We start from the raw sequence: 16,522 nt of genomic DNA, 5'->3' as shown, positions 1-16,522 counted from the left end.
GCTTGAAGCAGCGGCTGAATCGCCACCCGAGGTAACAGAAAATGAATAAGGGGGCTTGTCACTAACATGCTGTCATCCGAACTATTGTGTCTCAATGAGTTGGAATGAGGATTTCTATGTTTAGCGGACAGTAATAATTTTCCAAACAATCTAATGAGTGTGGACGCTACGCTGACCAAATCGTTCTTCAACGACCGGTTTTCGGTGTTGCTGCGTGGCTCTGACCTCTTCCACACGCAGAGAGCGGAAAATCTGATATATTTGAATCAGATGAGGGTGCTGCAGTCGCAGACAAGCGACACGCGCGAAGTGTCCGTTACGCTGCGCTATAAGTTCAACACCACCCGAAGCAAGTACAAGGGAACGGGAGCAGGCAATGCAGAGAAGAACAGGCTTTAACAGTGGCTCCGGATAAAAACGACGTAGGCTGAACCCTTTGTTTGGGTTCAGCCTATTTTTGATTTGTGCTGATTGTAAACTGATTGAATTACAGCACTCTTAGTGGTGGACCTGGTGGGAGTCGAACCCACGTCCGCACAAGGAAACCATACGCTTTCTACATGCTTATTTCAGCCTTTGGTTTTCGAGCTACAGCAAGACCTGAACCACCAACTGTAGCCTTATCCTCTAAATTTCATCCGACCGGCGAGGCACAGCCGAACTATTTCCGATTTTCCTGCACCGCTTGATCCTCAGATTCGGAACAACATCCTTGGAGCGATGTCTCGTTCCATCGCCTTGCGACGGAATAAAGCCAGTAATCTACTGTACTTCGATTAGGCAGCGAGAGCGTAATTGTTTTCGCCAATTAATTGTTTGATAACTGATATTTAGGAGCCAGCCACCGATGCTCCGCATGCTTACATACCATTTCGTCTTGCCGTCAAATCCAAACAAGCCCATTGTATTAAGTGGTGCAAAGGTAATGATTATTTCTGAAATGCGTAAGATTTATGCTGTTATTTTCTTTTTTGGGTGCAGAGGGCTGTTTAGGGTGGGCAGCGAAATGAAAAAAAGAAAGACTCTGGTTGAGTCTTTCTTTTGATCGGATCTTTCTTTTTGATGAAAGATTTCTTTTCGATTGGGTCTTTCTTTTTGATGAAAAGGTTTGGTTTATGCTTCTTTGTCGTATTCCAAGTGGAAGTTGATGACGGCTTCGATGCCTTTCTTCCAGAGGTCTATTGGCATGTTTTCGTTGGGGGAGTGGATGGCGTTTGATTCCAGGCCGAAGCCCATGAGGAGGCTCTTTACGCCGAGTTCTTTCTCGAAGGTGGAGATGATTGGAATGCTGCCGCCGATGCGCATGGGCAATGGTCGTTTGCCGAATACTTGTTCGAAGCCGCGTTCGGCTGCTTTGTATGCGGGGAAGTCGATGGGGCAGACGTAGCCGTAGCCGCCGTGGAGCATTTCTACTTTTACTTCGACGGTGTCTGGCGCTACTTTGTTGAAGTAATCGACGACGAGTTGTCCGATTTTCTTGTAGTCTTGATGTGGGACGAGGCGTGATGATATTTTGGCGTAGGCTTTTGATGGGAGTACGGTTTTTGCGCCTTCTCCTTGGTAGCCGCTCCAGAGTCCGCAGACGTCGAATGATGGGCGGTAGCCTGTGCGTTCGATGGTGCTGTAGCCTTCTTCGCCGAATACGTTTTTGATGCCGAGTGATTTTTTGTAGGCGTCCATGTCGAATGGTATGGAGGCGACGAGTGCGCGTTCTTCTTTGGATGCTTCTTCTACGTCGTCGTAGAAGCCGGGGAAGCGTATTTTGCCGTCTGGGCCTGTTATGTCGCCGATGAGTTTGCAGAGGACGTTGGCTGGGTTTGCCACTGCTCCGCCGAATGTGCCGGAGTGGAGGTCGTGGTCGGGTCCAGTAACTTCAATCTGCCAGTAGGCGAGTCCGCGCAGTCCGGTGGTGATGGAGGGTGTGTCGGGTCCGATGAGTGTGGTGTCGGATACGAGGATGACGTCGCATTTCAACAGGTCTTTGTGTTCTTCGATGAATGGGCCGAGGCTTGATGAGCCGATTTCTTCTTCGCCTTCGAAGATGAATTTCATGTTGTGCTTCAGCAGGTTGTGCTTGTTGACGTATTCGAATGCTTTTGCTTGTATGAATGATTGTCCTTTGTCGTCGTCGGCTCCTCGTGCCCAGATGTGTCCGTCTTTCACTACTGGTTCGAAGGGTTCGGTTTTCCACAGGTCGAATGGTTCTGCGGGCATTACGTCGTAGTGTCCGTAAACCAGGATGGTTTTTGCTTTTGGGTCGATGATTTTTTCGGCATAGACCATTGGGTTGCCTTTTGATGGCATGACTTCTGCTTTGTCGACGCCTGCTGCCAAGAGCAGTTCTTTCCATCTTTCGGCACAGCGTACCATGTCTTCTTTGTGGGCTGGTTGTGCACTTACGCTTGGGATGCGTATGAGGCTGAAGAGCTCTTCGAGCATGCGTGCCTCGTTTTCTTCTACATATTTTTTGATCATAGTAATAAAAATGTTATTGGTATTTCTTTTCATAGCCAGCATTGCTGTTTGGCGAATGCTCCGCAAATATACAACTTTTTTCTGAATGTGCATGGGATAGTGGCTAAAGAGTTGGCTTGCAAGTGCAATATTACGTATAATATTTGAAAAACTCTTTCACAGGTGTGTTAAATTTTACTGACCAAAAACCATACGCTATGAACTCGTATGCCACCACCTGCGCCTATCCGAGACGAGACGAAAGACAAGCATATTCTTTATTTAGGGGATTAGCTGAAATTCTCTATGTAACAAATAATATATCACACTTATAAACAATTAATTAGGAATTTACGGAATATCCCTATATTAATTTGATAAAAATAAAAAGTTAAAGTGCTTTTACTCGCAAAATTACAATTCTTTTTGCGGTAGGGGGATGGGTCGATAAATTGTTTTCTTTTAAAAAGTTGTAAAATATGAGAAGGTATATTAAAAAGAAGTTGTAAAATGCAAGAATATATTATAAAAAGTTGCAAAATACGAAAAGATACCTTACCTTTGCCAACAAATTAAATAGAGATTGGGATCAGCTTTTTCACATAGCCGCTTACAATTTTGTACCAAATATTCTTTGGTTCGGGATGTGCTGCAAAGAAAAATCAACTTTCTTCCTTTTTTTAACACAAATTATTTGGTAGTTCCAAATAATTTTGTACTCTCTCTCTCTCTCTCTCTCTCTCTCTCTCTCTCTCTCTCTCTCCTATAATTTAGGTACATCTTCTTTCATCCCCCTTTCTGCGCATTATGCTTTGGTGCGCAGCGACTCTTTGTATCCGTTTGTGGAGGGTAATTCCTTGCCTTCCTTCATTGTTGTATATTCAGAAATTAAAAATCATATTCAAAATTTATTGTAGCGTTATGAACAAAACAGAAACCGGTGTCGCCGTTGTCAAGGCGGCTTATGTTTGTCCCCGCATAGTTTGCTATGCAGCAGAGTCAGAGTATTCACTTTGTGCCGGAAGCCCAATTGGTGGTGGCGCCGGGACAACTGATTCAGTTCCCGAGGTACTTGGGGAAGAGGAAGATAACCAGCCTTAAGTGGCAAGAGGGCAACTCTTAAATACTTTATTCGTAATAACCTTTTTTTAATGAATTAATTTTATAAGCGATTTATACAAATGAAAACAAAATTATTTATCTCATTTGCGGCTTTCGCAGCCGCATCAGTGCTGATGAGTAGCTGTTCCAACGAAGAGAGCACGGCTACTACCAATGATCAGCTTACTGCCTTTACCGGTGGTATTGTTACCGAGGTTCCCATGGAGCGTGTACAGATTGGTACTCCCGGTATTACCACTCGTACTTCCATGGATCGTGACAAAATCGGTGGTGAAGGTGTCTTCCTTTGGGAGCCTAACGACGTGATCTATGTAGTGGACGATAAAGACAAGTTATGTAAGAGCCAGAATGAAATCACCAAGTCAGCCCCCCGCACAACATTCTTGGTAGATGGTTCTTACACCACCAATGGTCAATACGATGTGTACTATTATGGTACTAACACCGGTGCCGGTGCAAAGAAAGTAGTCATCGCCGACAATCAGACCCAATCCGAATTTAACAACACCAAGCATTTTGGTGCCGTTGGCGATTGCGGTGTGGCCAAGGCAACGAAGACTACCGCTGCAGGCAAGAGCGGTTATCGTTTCGATTTGCAGCACAAGGCATCCTATCTTTGCTTCCTTCCCTATATACCATCTCAGCAGGATCGCGCAAACCTTAGGATCAAACGCATAGAGATCACCTCAAACGCCAACAATATTTCCGGTACTTATGATCTTGACCAAACCGGTCTTTCCGGTACGGGTAATTCAAAGACAATTACGCTAAATGTCGGTACTGATGGAAATGGTCTTGCGCTTGCCGATCAAACTACAGCAACGAAAAGTATAAAGAACTCGCTTTACGTCGTTATAGCCCCCGGCACCCGTAAGTTGAGCGTTAAATATACTGTCTTTAGCGTTAAGGAAAATAAGGAATTAACACTGACCAAATACTACCAATCCCATGACTTTGCTGTCAATCGGATTTGTGATATTCCGGTAAGTCTTGGTTCTGCCGATCTTAACGGTGGTCATGAGAACACCGATGGTTCCGATGGATTAGCAGAGGACTATGTTGCTTTTACTTACAGCGGTCACAATTATTGCATGTGGGATGCTCGTGAGAACTATTGGTCCGGTCACGAGTGGGACGCTACTACTGATCCTTGGCAGCCAACAATTGATGGTGCAACAAGCTCAAATTATCCTAAGTCTAAGGCAGCCGATGCTTCTCGTTGGTATCATGAAGGTAGTGGTTCTTTCGAGGCTTCCAATGCTCTCTTCAAGCAGCTTCCCAATGCCAACGAACTTGGTTGGTACGTATTGAAGGGTGATGCCCATTGGGATAATAGCACCAAGTGGAAGGTTTTCGGAAAGGTTTATACTGGTGGTATATGGTTGAAGAAGCTCAGCGTCATCGCTAAAGAAAACAATAAAGAGCTTGCCGACTTAAAGCAGGCAGATCCCAATGGAAAAAATTTGCTTCAAAATAATTTCGACGTCTACAGCATTTCTCCTGCGAACGGCAAGCCTGCTGATAATGTGATTGGAAATTACTTCTTCCTCCCTGCGTTGGGCTATTACGACCATGGTAAGCTTTACGGCCTTGGTTCCGGCGGTGGCTATTGGTCGTTCAGTGTTTATTCCACCGATAGTCATAGCGCGTACAGCCTGAACTTCAGCAGTGGTGGCGTGTACCTGCTCAGAAGCTACCGCAGCTACGGGTTCGTGGCGCAGCCGTTTCAGTAGTCTTCCCCGATAGTTTTATTTTGAGCGGACTCTTTAAAAGGTCCGCTCATAAATACCGCCTTTGGCGGTCGATTTTTATTTTTGAAAATTACACTTTTGGTAAAGTTATAAGAAAATGTTGCTTTCTTCTGTCTTGTCATTAGAAACGTCTGATGCAGTGTGTATTTATCTTCATCATGAAGGTATATTTTGGAAAGCTTATGAGCGCAGTGCTTATTTGTTTCTTCAAAAGTCCAAAATGGATTATAAGGTAAAGTGTCGTAAAGTGAAGTCGTTGGGTACAACCGTCTTCTCTCTTTGATGCTACGGAGCAAAGTAACAAAAAAGAGAAAAAACTATTCCTCGTAAGCGCAAACCTTACTCTATTGTGGATATGCCGGTCTGACTTGGGAAGAACACATAGATTATGCCTTGGCACAAGACTTGTTACGAAAGATAATAACTAAATAACCCTACTTTAAACTGTATCTTCAGAGGAAGAAAAGATAAATGGAACGGTTTGCCACGCAATAAAAGTTTGTTTTATAGTGCTGAGGGTTGCGGACTACCTATTGGTAATCTAACCTCCCAACTCTTTAGCAATGTCTATCTATCCTCGTTTGACAACTTAATGAAACGTAAAGAAGGCTTGAAGTATTACGGTAGGTATGTAGATGATATGATCATTGTGCATCGTATTCGTAAGTATTTATCGGAACTGAAGGATAGAATGGCATATATCCTTTCTACTGATTATGGCTTATATATGCATCCTAAGAAGTGGGTATTACAGCCAGCGACCTATGGCATAGACTTTCTCGGAATGCGTCTGTATGGTAATGTCTTGCTGCCCGGGGAACGGCTTAAGCGTAGTTTTTATCGAACGCTTTCGGCATATTATAATTTATCGAAAGGCATTTGTTCTTATGGTGAGGTTTGTTTTTATCGCTCTTGTCTTAACTCTTACCTTGGACAATTGGCTCATTGCAGTGGCTTTGGTTTACGAAAAAAGGCCGGTTATATGCTTTATAATATGTCAGTTCCTTGTTTATTGATAGATAAATCCCTCTCCAAGGTAGATATATTTCCTATGAATGTGTTGGTCTTGGAATTACCAATATTAAAGCATTAATAAGCTTTGTGGTATTCGTTTTTGAAAGCATATAGGTGTCTTTGTTTTTTATATGATTATAAAGTGATACCCAAAGTTTAAGAAAGCTGATGGGTGTTTGTCGTCGAACAAGGAGACTTGCGCTTTCTGCGCTTCGTGGGTATCGTCACCCAAAAGCAGTTTTCCAGCATTTTTAGCTTCAAAATATTTGCAAAAATCATCTATGACACAGAATAATTCAGTAATTTTGTAATCGGTAGTCGTTGTAAGTATATTTGTAACTGTTTGATTGTTAGCTGTAAAGGTACAAAATATTTATGAAGCTATCTTGCTTTTTTATTTACTTTTTCGTGTTTTCTTATCCCGAACTGAGGTATATTCTCTTTGTTTAGCCGGGTTGTTGAAAATGCGAAAAATCTTCCCCGCGATATGGGAAAAGTTCGATAATGTCCTAAATTTTCTTCATTCATCTCTTTAAAGCTTAGCTTTTGCTCCGTAAAAGATAAGCTTTTGCAATGCAAAAGGTCATGAATTGAAGTGCAAAAGCTAAGCTTTTAAATCGCAATTAATATCATCCTGATTATCAATGGATTATGAGGAACGTCCCGGGTGTATTTTTTGTAATATAATTTCATGATTCCGGGCAGGTCGAATGTTCGCTGTCAAGCGTCTGCTTACCACCACCTGAATACAAATTGGAGGTACACGCCATATATGATTAGAGAGAAAGCACATCAAGTCTTATGATTTATGCGATGTTTCGTGCGTTTTTTGAAAAAAACATTTAGGACACTATTGACCGCACAGAGCAAATGGTTGTGGAAAAACAAGTTTCTGCTACGGCTTTACATATTTTTTATGATTGCGAATGTAAATACCTCGTGGCAGTTCTGCCACAGATGTCCCGGCATAACGACCGTCAAGATGATAAATGCGATTGTCGGATGTCTTCAATTCACGCGGAGACTCTTCGATGCCGGCAGCCGCCTTTCTCATCACTTCTTTCAAACCCTCATAGACATCTATTTGCCCATAACCGTAGAGGTTGTTCGGATAGACAAGCGACGAATCATAGTGCGTACAAGTCTTGCTGAAAACGTCAAGACAGTCTTCGGGCGTCAGCCGGGGATAGGCCTGCAGCCAAAGGGCTATGGCACCGGCGACAATGGGCGAAGACATGGACGTGCCTCCATTGGAGTTCCAAGCATAGGTAGTGCCGTTGTAGTCGAAATGACGCACATCGCTCGAAAGCGGTTTTCCCACGTTATCAGGATTATTGATGAAGAAACTGCTATAAGACGATATGATATTCTGTCCCGGAGCCATTACGTCGGGTTTCGTCCTGCCATCGAGGGTGGGACCAACGCCGGAAAAAGAAGTGCGCACCCCACCGGTGCCCTGATTGTAGTCTTTCCACTCGCCGAGATAATTCAGGAAACCGCGCCGATAAGCGGTCGCTCCCACCGATATTACGCAAGGCGCACTTGAAGGCGAATGAATGCTATACGTGTTGTCGCCATCCTTGAGAGAGGGGTCAAGCGGATTGGGCAGGAGGTAACCTCCAATCCGGTACAAGTCGATGGCAGACTCATTGCCCACAAGTTCCAAAGAAACGGGAACGTCGTGTCCGAGTCGAGGCAGACACGAAAGGGAAATATCATATACCGTTTCGGAAGAATTGAAGTCGGACGGATAACCCACAACGCGCCACAGATAAGTTTTCCCATCAATAATCACCGTATCGGCAAACAAAGAATCGGGAGCCGCGAGAATGGTCTCGGTTGAGATGTCCGCAATTTGAGGATATTGCCTGTCGGCATACACTTTTATCCGGAAAGTGAAAGGTTTGTCGCTCTTCACTGTAAAATAAGCCTTGTCGAGATTGCCCAATACGAAAGAACCCGCTTTGGCTTTTCCAACCGGCTTTCGAATGTGGTTAATCCAGTCTGCGTCATTGCCTGCGGACGCCACAAGGATATGCCCCGGTCCGGTGAGCAACCGGAGATATTCGTAATAAAGACGGTCATCTCCTCGTAAATCTTGGTGGCTGCCCTCACTGAAATTAATAACACAGGGCTTTCCTTGCCTATCTGCATAATCGAAAATATACTTAAAACCAAGAGCATCGGTGGCATAAGTGTATTTGTAATAGTCGGCAGAGTCGATCAGTGCGACATTGTCGCCTGCGGCATTCGCCACCATGACAAGGTCGGCATCGTAAGCAATGCCACGATAAGGGCTCACACGTCCGTTGCCTTCCGCTCCACTGCCTGCGGCAATGCCTGCCGTATGTGTGCCATGAGTCTGGGTAAATCCATCGAGCGGATGCCCGATGGCAAGCAATGCTTCCTCGCCTTGATAATCGCGTCCAACGGGAAGTTCCGACCCTATGGTGTCCTTCGAGAGTTGATCCCACATCGCTTTGATGCGATAACGGCTCATATCGGCTGAATAGAAATTAGGATGCGTAAGGTCGAAACCTATATCCTGCACACCCACAATGACTCCTTTTCCGGTGTAGCCCTGTGGAAGTTCTTTCCCGACATACACCGGCAGGGCATTAACGAAAGTTGCGGTGGTATCCATTTGCGCGCAAGCCCTGTTTCCCGCCTCTATACGTAGCACGTCGGGATGAAGCGAAAGAGAAGTAAGCCGGTTCAACGGAATGGAAACGATGTAGATGTCGCCCAGCTGCGAAAGTTTCCGACAACCGTTCGCCCTAAGAATTTTCGCCGCATCGCCCTTAATCCGTACAAAGGCGGTAAGGATTGACCTTCGAATGGGAGGAGAGGATGGAGAGCGCAACTGTCGCTGATGCAGAACATTCTCCATGGCAGCCTGCCTTACCAAGCCCGACATCTTAAGATAATCCGGACGTTGCGCGAAGACAATCAGCGCGAGGTGAAAGAGAAATAGAAAGATACTGAATTTTTTCATCGCATTCATCATGATGACATCATATTGGGAAGAAGACTCGGTCCACATAGCCCTAAATGTTAGTTGCAAAGATAGGAAAAATCTTTCTGGAAAAGTAAAAAAGCGAAATTCATTTTGACCTTGTAATGTTTTTTAATTAACTTTGCATCCATACTCATATAAATCATATAAAGTGAATTATGGAAGAAAAGAACCACAAACTGATAGTCATAAATTACGAATTATATAGTGTGGAGAATGGCAAAGAAGTCTTCGTAGAGAAAACCGAAGAACAGCAACCCTTGAGCTTCTATACGGACTGCGACATGACCATCCCTGAGTTTGAAAAGGCTGTGGCAAACCTACCGACAGATACCGACTTTGAATTTAAGCTTACTAAGGAACAAGCATACGGAGAACATGAAGCGGAGAAAGTTCTGAGTTTAGACAAGGCTCTCTTCGTGTCGGATGGCATATTTAATGAAAAGAATATATACGTGGGAGCCATGATTCCGCTGCAAAACGAAGACGGCGACAGGTTTATCGGTTGCGTGCAGGAAGTGTCGGAAACAAAGGTGAAAGTAGATCTCAATCATCCGTTGGCAGGCAAAGAACTAAAATTCAGAGGACATGTAATGATGAACAGACCGGCAAGTGAAGAAGAGGTGAACGACTTCGTTGAACGCTTGCAATCGCATCACTGCGGAGGTGGTTGTCAGGGAGGATGTTGTGGCGAAAGCAAAGAAGGAACCTGCGGATGCGGCAACAATGAAGGAAAGAATTGCTGCGGATGCCAATCATAAGTCAGAAATAAAATGCACAATACGTTCGGAACACTTTTCACACTAACAACCTTTGGAGAAAGCCACGGAGTGGCAATAGGTGGCATCATAGACGGAATGCCGCCAGGTATAGACATTGACACGGACTTCATACAAAGCGAGCTAAACAGAAGACGACCCGGACAAAGCAAGATTACCACTGCCAGAAAGGAAAAAGACAAGGTGGAATTGCTCAGTGGTATTTTTCAAGGGAAATCAACGGGTGCACCCATCGGATTTATTGTGCAAAACAAAAATCAACGTTCGAAAGATTACGAGAAGATACGCAACTTGTTCCGCCCCTCACATGCTGACTACACGTATTATAAAAAATATGGCATCAGAGATTACAGAGGGGGCGGACGAAGCTCGGCACGCATCACGCTGGCCCGCGTGGTAGCCGGAGCTTTGGCAAAGTTGGTATTGAAAAAGTATGGAATCATAATCAGAGCTTATACCTCACAAGTAGGTACGATATGCTTGGATAGGGATTATAAAAAATATGACCTTAAGAAGATTGAGGAAAACGAAGTGAGATGTCCGGACCCATTGAAAGCTCAGGAAATGAAAGCTTTGATTGAACAAATGAAGAAAGAGGGCGACACGATTGGCGGTGTCATAACATGCGTCATACAAGGCTGCCCTGTAGGGCTCGGAGAACCTGAATTTGGAAAACTACACGCACAGTTAGGAGCTGCAATGCTTACCATCAATGCCGTGAAAGGATTTGAATACGGAGAAGGATTTGCCGGCACGGCATGGCGAGGAAGTGAGCAAAACGATCACTTCATAGCATCGCCCAAAGAAGATGGAACCGGCGAAAAGACCATCTCCACACATACCAATCACAGTGGGGGTATTCAAGGAGGATTGAGCAACGGTGAGGATATATACTTCCGAGTGGCTTTCAAACCGGTAGCAACACTATTGATGGAACAAAAAACAGTGGATATTGACGGTAAGGAAGCTAAACTTGAAGTTCGCGGAAGACACGATCCATGCGTATTGCCACGTGCAGTTCCAATCGTAGAATCCATGGCGGCAATGACCATTTTGGATGCGTTGCTAATGTTTAATTCTGAAAAAATGTAGTTTTTTTTATACTTTCAAAGAAAAAAACATCAAAAAAAGACACGATTAGGATAATTTATAGTACCTTTGCAAAACATTTCAAGACTGTTTGTGATAAATCGTTCGGAAATGTTTAGTTAAGTCTAGTTTAGTTTTTGTGTTGGTTGAGAGCGATCTGATATGATCGCTCTCAAATTTTATAAAAGGAGATCAGCCCAAGCAGCCTATCACTTCGGTTATGGAACGACAGCCATGCTCATCCAGCCATTTGTTGATTCCATCGCGAACTTTTATAGTTACCTGCGGATCCACAAAGTTTGCCGTACCTATCTGGATAGCGGTGGCACCTGCCATCATAAACTCCAAAGCATCTTCAGCCGTAGAAATCCCCCCAAGACCTATAACAGGTATCTTCACGGCTTTGGCAACATCATAAACCATCCTCAAGGCAACAGGTTTAACGGCGGGACCGCTCAGACCACCCGTACGAATACTTAATCGCGGACGACGATGTTCGATGTCAATCGACATTCCCATGAGGGTGTTGATAAGCGAAACGGAGTCAGCTCCCTCATCTTCACATGCACGGGCTATACTGGCTATATCCGTAACATTAGGAGAAAGCTTCACTATCAGCGTCTTATTGTAGCGACGACGAACGGCTTTCACAATAGACGATGCTCCTGAGCAAGACACACCGAAAGCCATTCCACCTTCTTTTACATTGGGACACGAAATATTGAGCTCTATGGCTGGAATGGCATCCAACTCAGTGATACGAGCTGCTGCCTCGGCATAGGTCTCCGGAGAACTTCCACTAACATTCACGATGATATTGGTGTTTATTTTACAAACCTCAGGATAAATATGGTGGATGAAATAATCTACGCCTTTATTCTGCAACCCCACGCAATTCAACATCCCATGAGGGGTTTCCACCATACGAGGATAATCGTTACCCTCTCGGGGATTGAGCGTTGTTCCTTTGACGATAATACCGCCAATCTCATCCAATGGCACGAAATCGGCAAACTCCAAACCATAGCCGAAAGTACCACTCGCGGTCATTACCGGATTCTTTAACTTTAAATCATTTATCTTTACAGTCAGGTCAGCCATTGTTTATCATTTTATTTTACACATATTTCTATACAAACTGAACAATTGAACTCATACCGGAAGAACATTACCACAAGAGCTTATCGATGTTAAAGACTGGTCCGGAGGTACAAGCGCACAGATTTCCTTCAGTGGTTTTTTCCACACAGCATAAACATGCCCCAAGTCCGCAAGCCATCAGATTCTCTAAAGAAACTTCACATGAAATACCGGCGGTTCGAGCATATTTGGCTACGGCAACCATCATAGGCTTGGGGCCACAAGTGGAAATTCGGGTATAATGTTCTGCCTGTAAAATGGGATGATTTGTTACGTAGCCTTTCACACCCATAGAGCCGTCCTCCGTGGTAACAAAAACCTTTCCGTATTTCTCAAATTCATTCAGTTCAAGTAAATCATTCCGGCTACGAGCACCCAAAAGGAATATGGGTGTGGCACCAAAATCCTTGATTAGTTTACCAAAATAGAGAAGGGGAGCAATACCGACTCCGCCACCTATCAACAAAAACTTATCATCTCGTTGCTGCGGCATAGTGAAATTGTTGCCAAGAGGAAAAATACAATTTAGATAATCTCCCGGGCGTACCGTGCCAATCTTTCGAGTTCCATCACCAACCATGGCAACCAATAACCACAATTCATTGGTCGCACTATCATAAAAATTTACGGAAATAGGGCGACGAAGGTATGTGGAGTAGGAGCCATCAACTCGAATTTGGACAAACTGTCCGGGTAACATTTCGGGTAAAGGTTTATCATCTGTGAGTTTTATCAAAACATTCTTTGCGTTTAATTGCTCAACTGATTTTACTTGAAGATCCAAAATATACTTTTTCATGAATTAATGAATTTGGAATTTGCTTACAAAGGTACATAAAATATCAGACGAACATCAATAGTGTCCTAAATATTCTTCATTCGTTTATCCAAAGCTTAGCTTTCGCGTTTCAAAAGCTTAGCTTTTGCAATGCAAAAGGTCATGAATCGGAGTGCAAAAGCTAAGCTTTTAAATCACAATTCATATTATTCTGATTATCAATGGATTATGAAGCACATCCTAGGTGCGGTTTTTGTAATATAATTTCGTAGTTATGTTCGGTTCGAATGTTCGCTATCAAGAGCCTGTTTACCATTATCTGAATACGATTTGAAGTCATGAGGAGGTATGTGTTATTCAACATTGAAACAAAACACATCAAGTCTCATGATTTGATGAAGCTTTGCGTGGGGTACAAAATTATTTAGGACACTATTGGACGAACATAAAAAAATAATCCCATAAAAGGGAAAGTAGCGTGATAAGCATAAAAATAAAGATGAAATAACAAAATATTTATTAACATATATGCGAGTTTATTTTAACTTTTATTATTTTAAGTATATAGAGATTTCGCACCGCTAAAAATGAAAATACAGACGATAAAAGCAACAACAAAATACTACAAATAACAATTTCGCTATTTGGAAAATAGAAATTCGCACCAATGAAAATAAATCATAAAGAAAGGAGAAACAAGGGGAACACTAAATATACAAAAACATTTTTCCTATTTTTTAGGTACAAAGGTTTCCCAAGTTTGGTCATCAAAAAAAATTCTAATCTCGGTAATATTTCTTTCTTTTTTGTTAATTATTTTCGTACTCACAATAGGGTGATTTTGAATAGGTGTCTGCAATGTAGGAGATGGTACAGTGTTAGCTTCTTGAAACGGTAGGGTGGGAACGGTATCATTACTGAAGAGATCGTTACTAACTTGTGGCGAAGCTGCAGCCACACTGCCTGAGGCTAACTCCGATACATCGTTAAACATATTCCCGGTACCATATAATAACCAATCAAGACTGATGGTAGAAAATTTACTCCGGATGGCTTCAACGGTGTTTAATGTTGGTTTGGTCCTCCCTGTAAAAATACTGCTCAATGATGCCGATGAGATGCCGATGAAGTCGGCAAAGGTTTGCTGGGTCATGTGCTGACTCTCCATTAACTGTTTAATTCTATCTTTCATTATTGTATTATAGCTGTTAGACGAGTAAAAACTCGTTTTTATTTAGTTTTACAAAGGTAAATGTTTTTTTTTACCCCAACAAGTAAACTAAACATAAATATAGGTTTTAAAATTCATCTTTACATATTTACATATGTTGAATGTCTCATTCAAGAGTAGATGCTTAACATTTACATTTACATACATAAATAATAGATATAAAAAGGATGGTTAATCAAAAGATTAGCTATAAAGTATATATGATTGGGTATAAAGAGTCTATTACATAGACCAATCCCCCCAGGAATACTATAATACTTGTAAAATGGATGAATTTTTCCTCTTTTTGTCGCACTTACGTCATTAAATAATTATAAACCACTGATTATCATATATATATATGCACTAACCGCCTTCTGCATATATATTCATTCGCCTATAGAGATATGAAACTTTATATTTGTGAAAGTAAATATAGGTGAGGCGTTTTTAATTTGCGATTGTGTACTTTACGTTGTAAATATGAATTTGTGATTTATTTATTGATATTCATGTTTAAACGTTATACAAATATAAAAGATAATAAATGTTAATGCTAAATTTATCAATTGAATGAAGCCCTTAAATCTCTAAAACTTTAGTAATTAGAATGAATGTAAAGGATGCGCCAAAATAAGCGATTGTCAGGATGATAAAAACAGTATAACAGCCCTATTCTTAGTCATTTAGCCTTAAAATTTAACATTTCAAAATCTGTCAAACCAGTTCAAAATAAGTAAAATCTTGCAAGTTTAGGGCTATTTTTCTACTATAAAACGCGAAAAATCGTAGATTTTCTTAATGCAAAATGAAAAAAATGAGCTCTTTCATCAAATCTCCAGTGCTAATATTAGGATTTCCGATGCCTTTACTCTTTGCATCTATCTCACGAAACTTAGAAATAATTTCCATTGTTTTGCGTGGTGTATAATTTCTTAGTCCGATAATATAGTCTTTTGCCGACCAAGCTGAACGCAATTTCAATGCATTTGCAATATTGTTCTCTGATTTAATTTGTGGTAAATAATGTACTATCATCAGATTTTGGAAGAAAGAAAATAACAATGGAAGAAAAGAAAACAAAGAGCCTGCTTTAGGATTTTTGTCAAAATAGTTCATAATCTGATTAGCTTTAAAAACATCTTTCCTTATCAAGGCATTCCTCAACTCAAAGCTATTGAATTCTTTACTCACGCCAACTTCTCGTTCCACTCTTTCAGGTGTTATTCGTTTATCAATTTCCGGTAAGGATATGATAACCTTATCAAGTTCAGACGTCAACCGATTCAAATCTGCTCCCACAGAATCAGCTATCATTCCACAGGATTTAGCATCAATAGAGATATTTTTATTATTAACATATTTTTGTATAAAATCTGCTAATTGATAATCGCGTAGTTTTTTACTTTCAAAAACCACTCCGACACCCTGCGCCAATGAAATAATTTTTTTTCGAACGTTAATTGTTCCATTCTTATGACACCAAACCAAAATTGTGGAATCAACAGGCTTTCTGAGGTATTTTTCTAAAGCATCCAAGGAACGAACATTTTGCGCCTCCTTTACGATGATGACTTGATATTTTGCCATCATCGGAAAACGACGTGCCATATCGGTTACTTGGGCAGCATTTATATCAGCCCCGAAACAAACAGTTAAGTTAAAATCTTTCTCGGATTCATTCAAGACATTCTCTGCAATATAGGTAGAAATGCGATCGATATAATAAGATTCATCACCCATGAGAATATAAATAGGTGAGAACTTCCGAGCTTTCAGATCGTTCATGATTGTCTGAAATGTCATTCCTTGTTTGGCAGGCATGGACTTTTTTATTAACTTTGCAAATACGATAAATATCCTTTTCACTTGTAGGTTTTTACAAATTCTCAAGTGGGTTTTTATCTCATGCAAAGATATAACAAAAAACTGAGAATGAGGGCAGAATGATGAAAAATCTATGAGAATGAGCGGATTAATTGATTTAGTTGGATTTTCTGTGAAGACAACAGATGCCACAAAAAGTCAGTTGAAGCAAGAGTTTCGTTACTATCCCGTTACTCTTTTCGCTGTCGAAGAGGTCTGAAAAGACCGTGAGGAAATGGCTGTAAACTATCGGAATACAGCGTTTCGGGAGGTAAAGTTAGGGTAATATCTGATGTTGCCTGC

General features: G+C 41.9%; 12 protein-coding genes and 1 other RNA gene. 6 read left to right on the top strand and 7 right to left on the bottom strand.

Annotated features, from left to right (window positions below; all coding sequences use genetic code 11):
• Positions 1 to 153: 153 nt before the first annotated feature.
• Positions 154 to 399 carry an outer membrane beta-barrel protein gene (locus tag ETF27_RS00270; protein WP_147785295.1) on the top strand — a complete coding sequence of 82 codons (246 nt, stop codon included), beginning with the start codon at positions 154 to 156 and terminating at the stop codon, positions 397 to 399.
• Between the two features lie 103 nt (positions 400 to 502).
• Here the strand turns inward: ETF27_RS00270 and ssrA are convergent.
• Positions 503 to 901: a transfer-messenger RNA gene (gene ssrA / locus ETF27_RS00265) on the bottom strand.
• 212 nt (positions 902 to 1,113) lie between these two features.
• Positions 1,114 to 2,475, bottom strand: a complete 1,362-nt coding sequence (locus tag ETF27_RS00260) for a dipeptidase (RefSeq protein ID WP_060940243.1) — start codon at positions 2,473 to 2,475, stop codon at positions 1,114 to 1,116.
• 900 nt (positions 2,476 to 3,375) lie between these two features.
• Here ETF27_RS00260 and ETF27_RS11135 point away from each other — a divergent pair.
• From ETF27_RS11135 to ETF27_RS00250, 3 genes are all read left to right on the top strand, one after another.
• Positions 3,376 to 3,555 (top strand): hypothetical protein, encoded by a 180-nt coding sequence (locus tag ETF27_RS11135; RefSeq protein WP_158635965.1) that lies wholly within the window; start codon positions 3,376 to 3,378, stop codon positions 3,553 to 3,555.
• Positions 3,556 to 3,635: 80 nt separating this feature from the next.
• On the top strand, positions 3,636 to 5,309 hold the full coding sequence (locus tag ETF27_RS00255) for a hypothetical protein (RefSeq protein WP_130829523.1): 1,674 nt from the start codon (positions 3,636 to 3,638) through the stop codon (positions 5,307 to 5,309).
• Positions 5,310 to 5,808: 499 nt separating this feature from the next.
• On the top strand, positions 5,809 to 6,420 hold the full coding sequence (locus ETF27_RS00250) for an RNA-directed DNA polymerase (RefSeq protein WP_165444198.1): 612 nt from the start codon (positions 5,809 to 5,811) through the stop codon (positions 6,418 to 6,420).
• 816 nt (positions 6,421 to 7,236) lie between these two features.
• Here ETF27_RS00250 and ETF27_RS00245 read toward each other — a convergent pair.
• On the bottom strand, positions 7,237 to 9,336 hold the full coding sequence (locus tag ETF27_RS00245) for a S8 family serine peptidase (protein WP_130829521.1): 2,100 nt from the start codon (positions 9,334 to 9,336) through the stop codon (positions 7,237 to 7,239).
• Between the two features lie 179 nt (positions 9,337 to 9,515).
• Between ETF27_RS00245 and ETF27_RS00240 the strand changes: the two genes are divergently transcribed.
• Together ETF27_RS00240 and aroC are read left to right on the top strand one after the other, a co-directional pair.
• Positions 9,516 to 10,118, top strand: coding sequence for an FKBP-type peptidyl-prolyl cis-trans isomerase (locus ETF27_RS00240; RefSeq protein ID WP_130829520.1), 603 nt, complete (start codon positions 9,516 to 9,518; stop codon positions 10,116 to 10,118).
• A 12-nt stretch (positions 10,119 to 10,130) separates the two neighbouring features.
• A complete protein-coding gene (aroC, locus tag ETF27_RS00235; protein ID WP_130829519.1) occupies positions 10,131 to 11,228 on the top strand; it encodes a chorismate synthase in 1,098 nt (365 codons plus the stop codon).
• A gap of 189 nt (positions 11,229 to 11,417) precedes the next feature.
• Here aroC and ETF27_RS00230 read toward each other — a convergent pair whose 3' ends face one another.
• The 4 genes from ETF27_RS00230 to holA all read right to left on the bottom strand — a co-directional run bounded on the left by ETF27_RS00230 (position 11,418) and on the right by holA (position 16,177).
• Positions 11,418 to 12,326, bottom strand: a complete 909-nt coding sequence (locus ETF27_RS00230; RefSeq protein ID WP_130829518.1) for a dihydroorotate dehydrogenase — start codon at positions 12,324 to 12,326, stop codon at positions 11,418 to 11,420.
• 67 nt (positions 12,327 to 12,393) lie between these two features.
• Positions 12,394 to 13,164 (bottom strand): dihydroorotate dehydrogenase electron transfer subunit, encoded by a 771-nt coding sequence (locus tag ETF27_RS00225; RefSeq protein WP_130829517.1) that lies wholly within the window; start codon positions 13,162 to 13,164, stop codon positions 12,394 to 12,396.
• Between the two features lie 709 nt (positions 13,165 to 13,873).
• Entirely contained in the window at positions 13,874 to 14,335 is a 462-nt protein-coding gene (locus tag ETF27_RS00220) for a helix-turn-helix domain-containing protein (RefSeq protein WP_130829516.1), read from the bottom strand.
• 816 nt (positions 14,336 to 15,151) lie between these two features.
• Entirely contained in the window at positions 15,152 to 16,177 is a 1,026-nt protein-coding gene (holA, locus tag ETF27_RS00215; protein WP_130829754.1) for a DNA polymerase III subunit delta, read from the bottom strand.
• Between the last annotated feature and the right edge of the window lie 345 nt (positions 16,178 to 16,522).

The organism is Prevotella brunnea (assembly GCF_008016795.1).
GTDB classification, from domain to species: domain Bacteria; phylum Bacteroidota; class Bacteroidia; order Bacteroidales; family Bacteroidaceae; genus Prevotella; species Prevotella brunnea.
The sequence above is the reverse complement of the archived record's forward strand: the minus strand, read 5'-3'. Positions and strand labels throughout refer to the sequence as shown.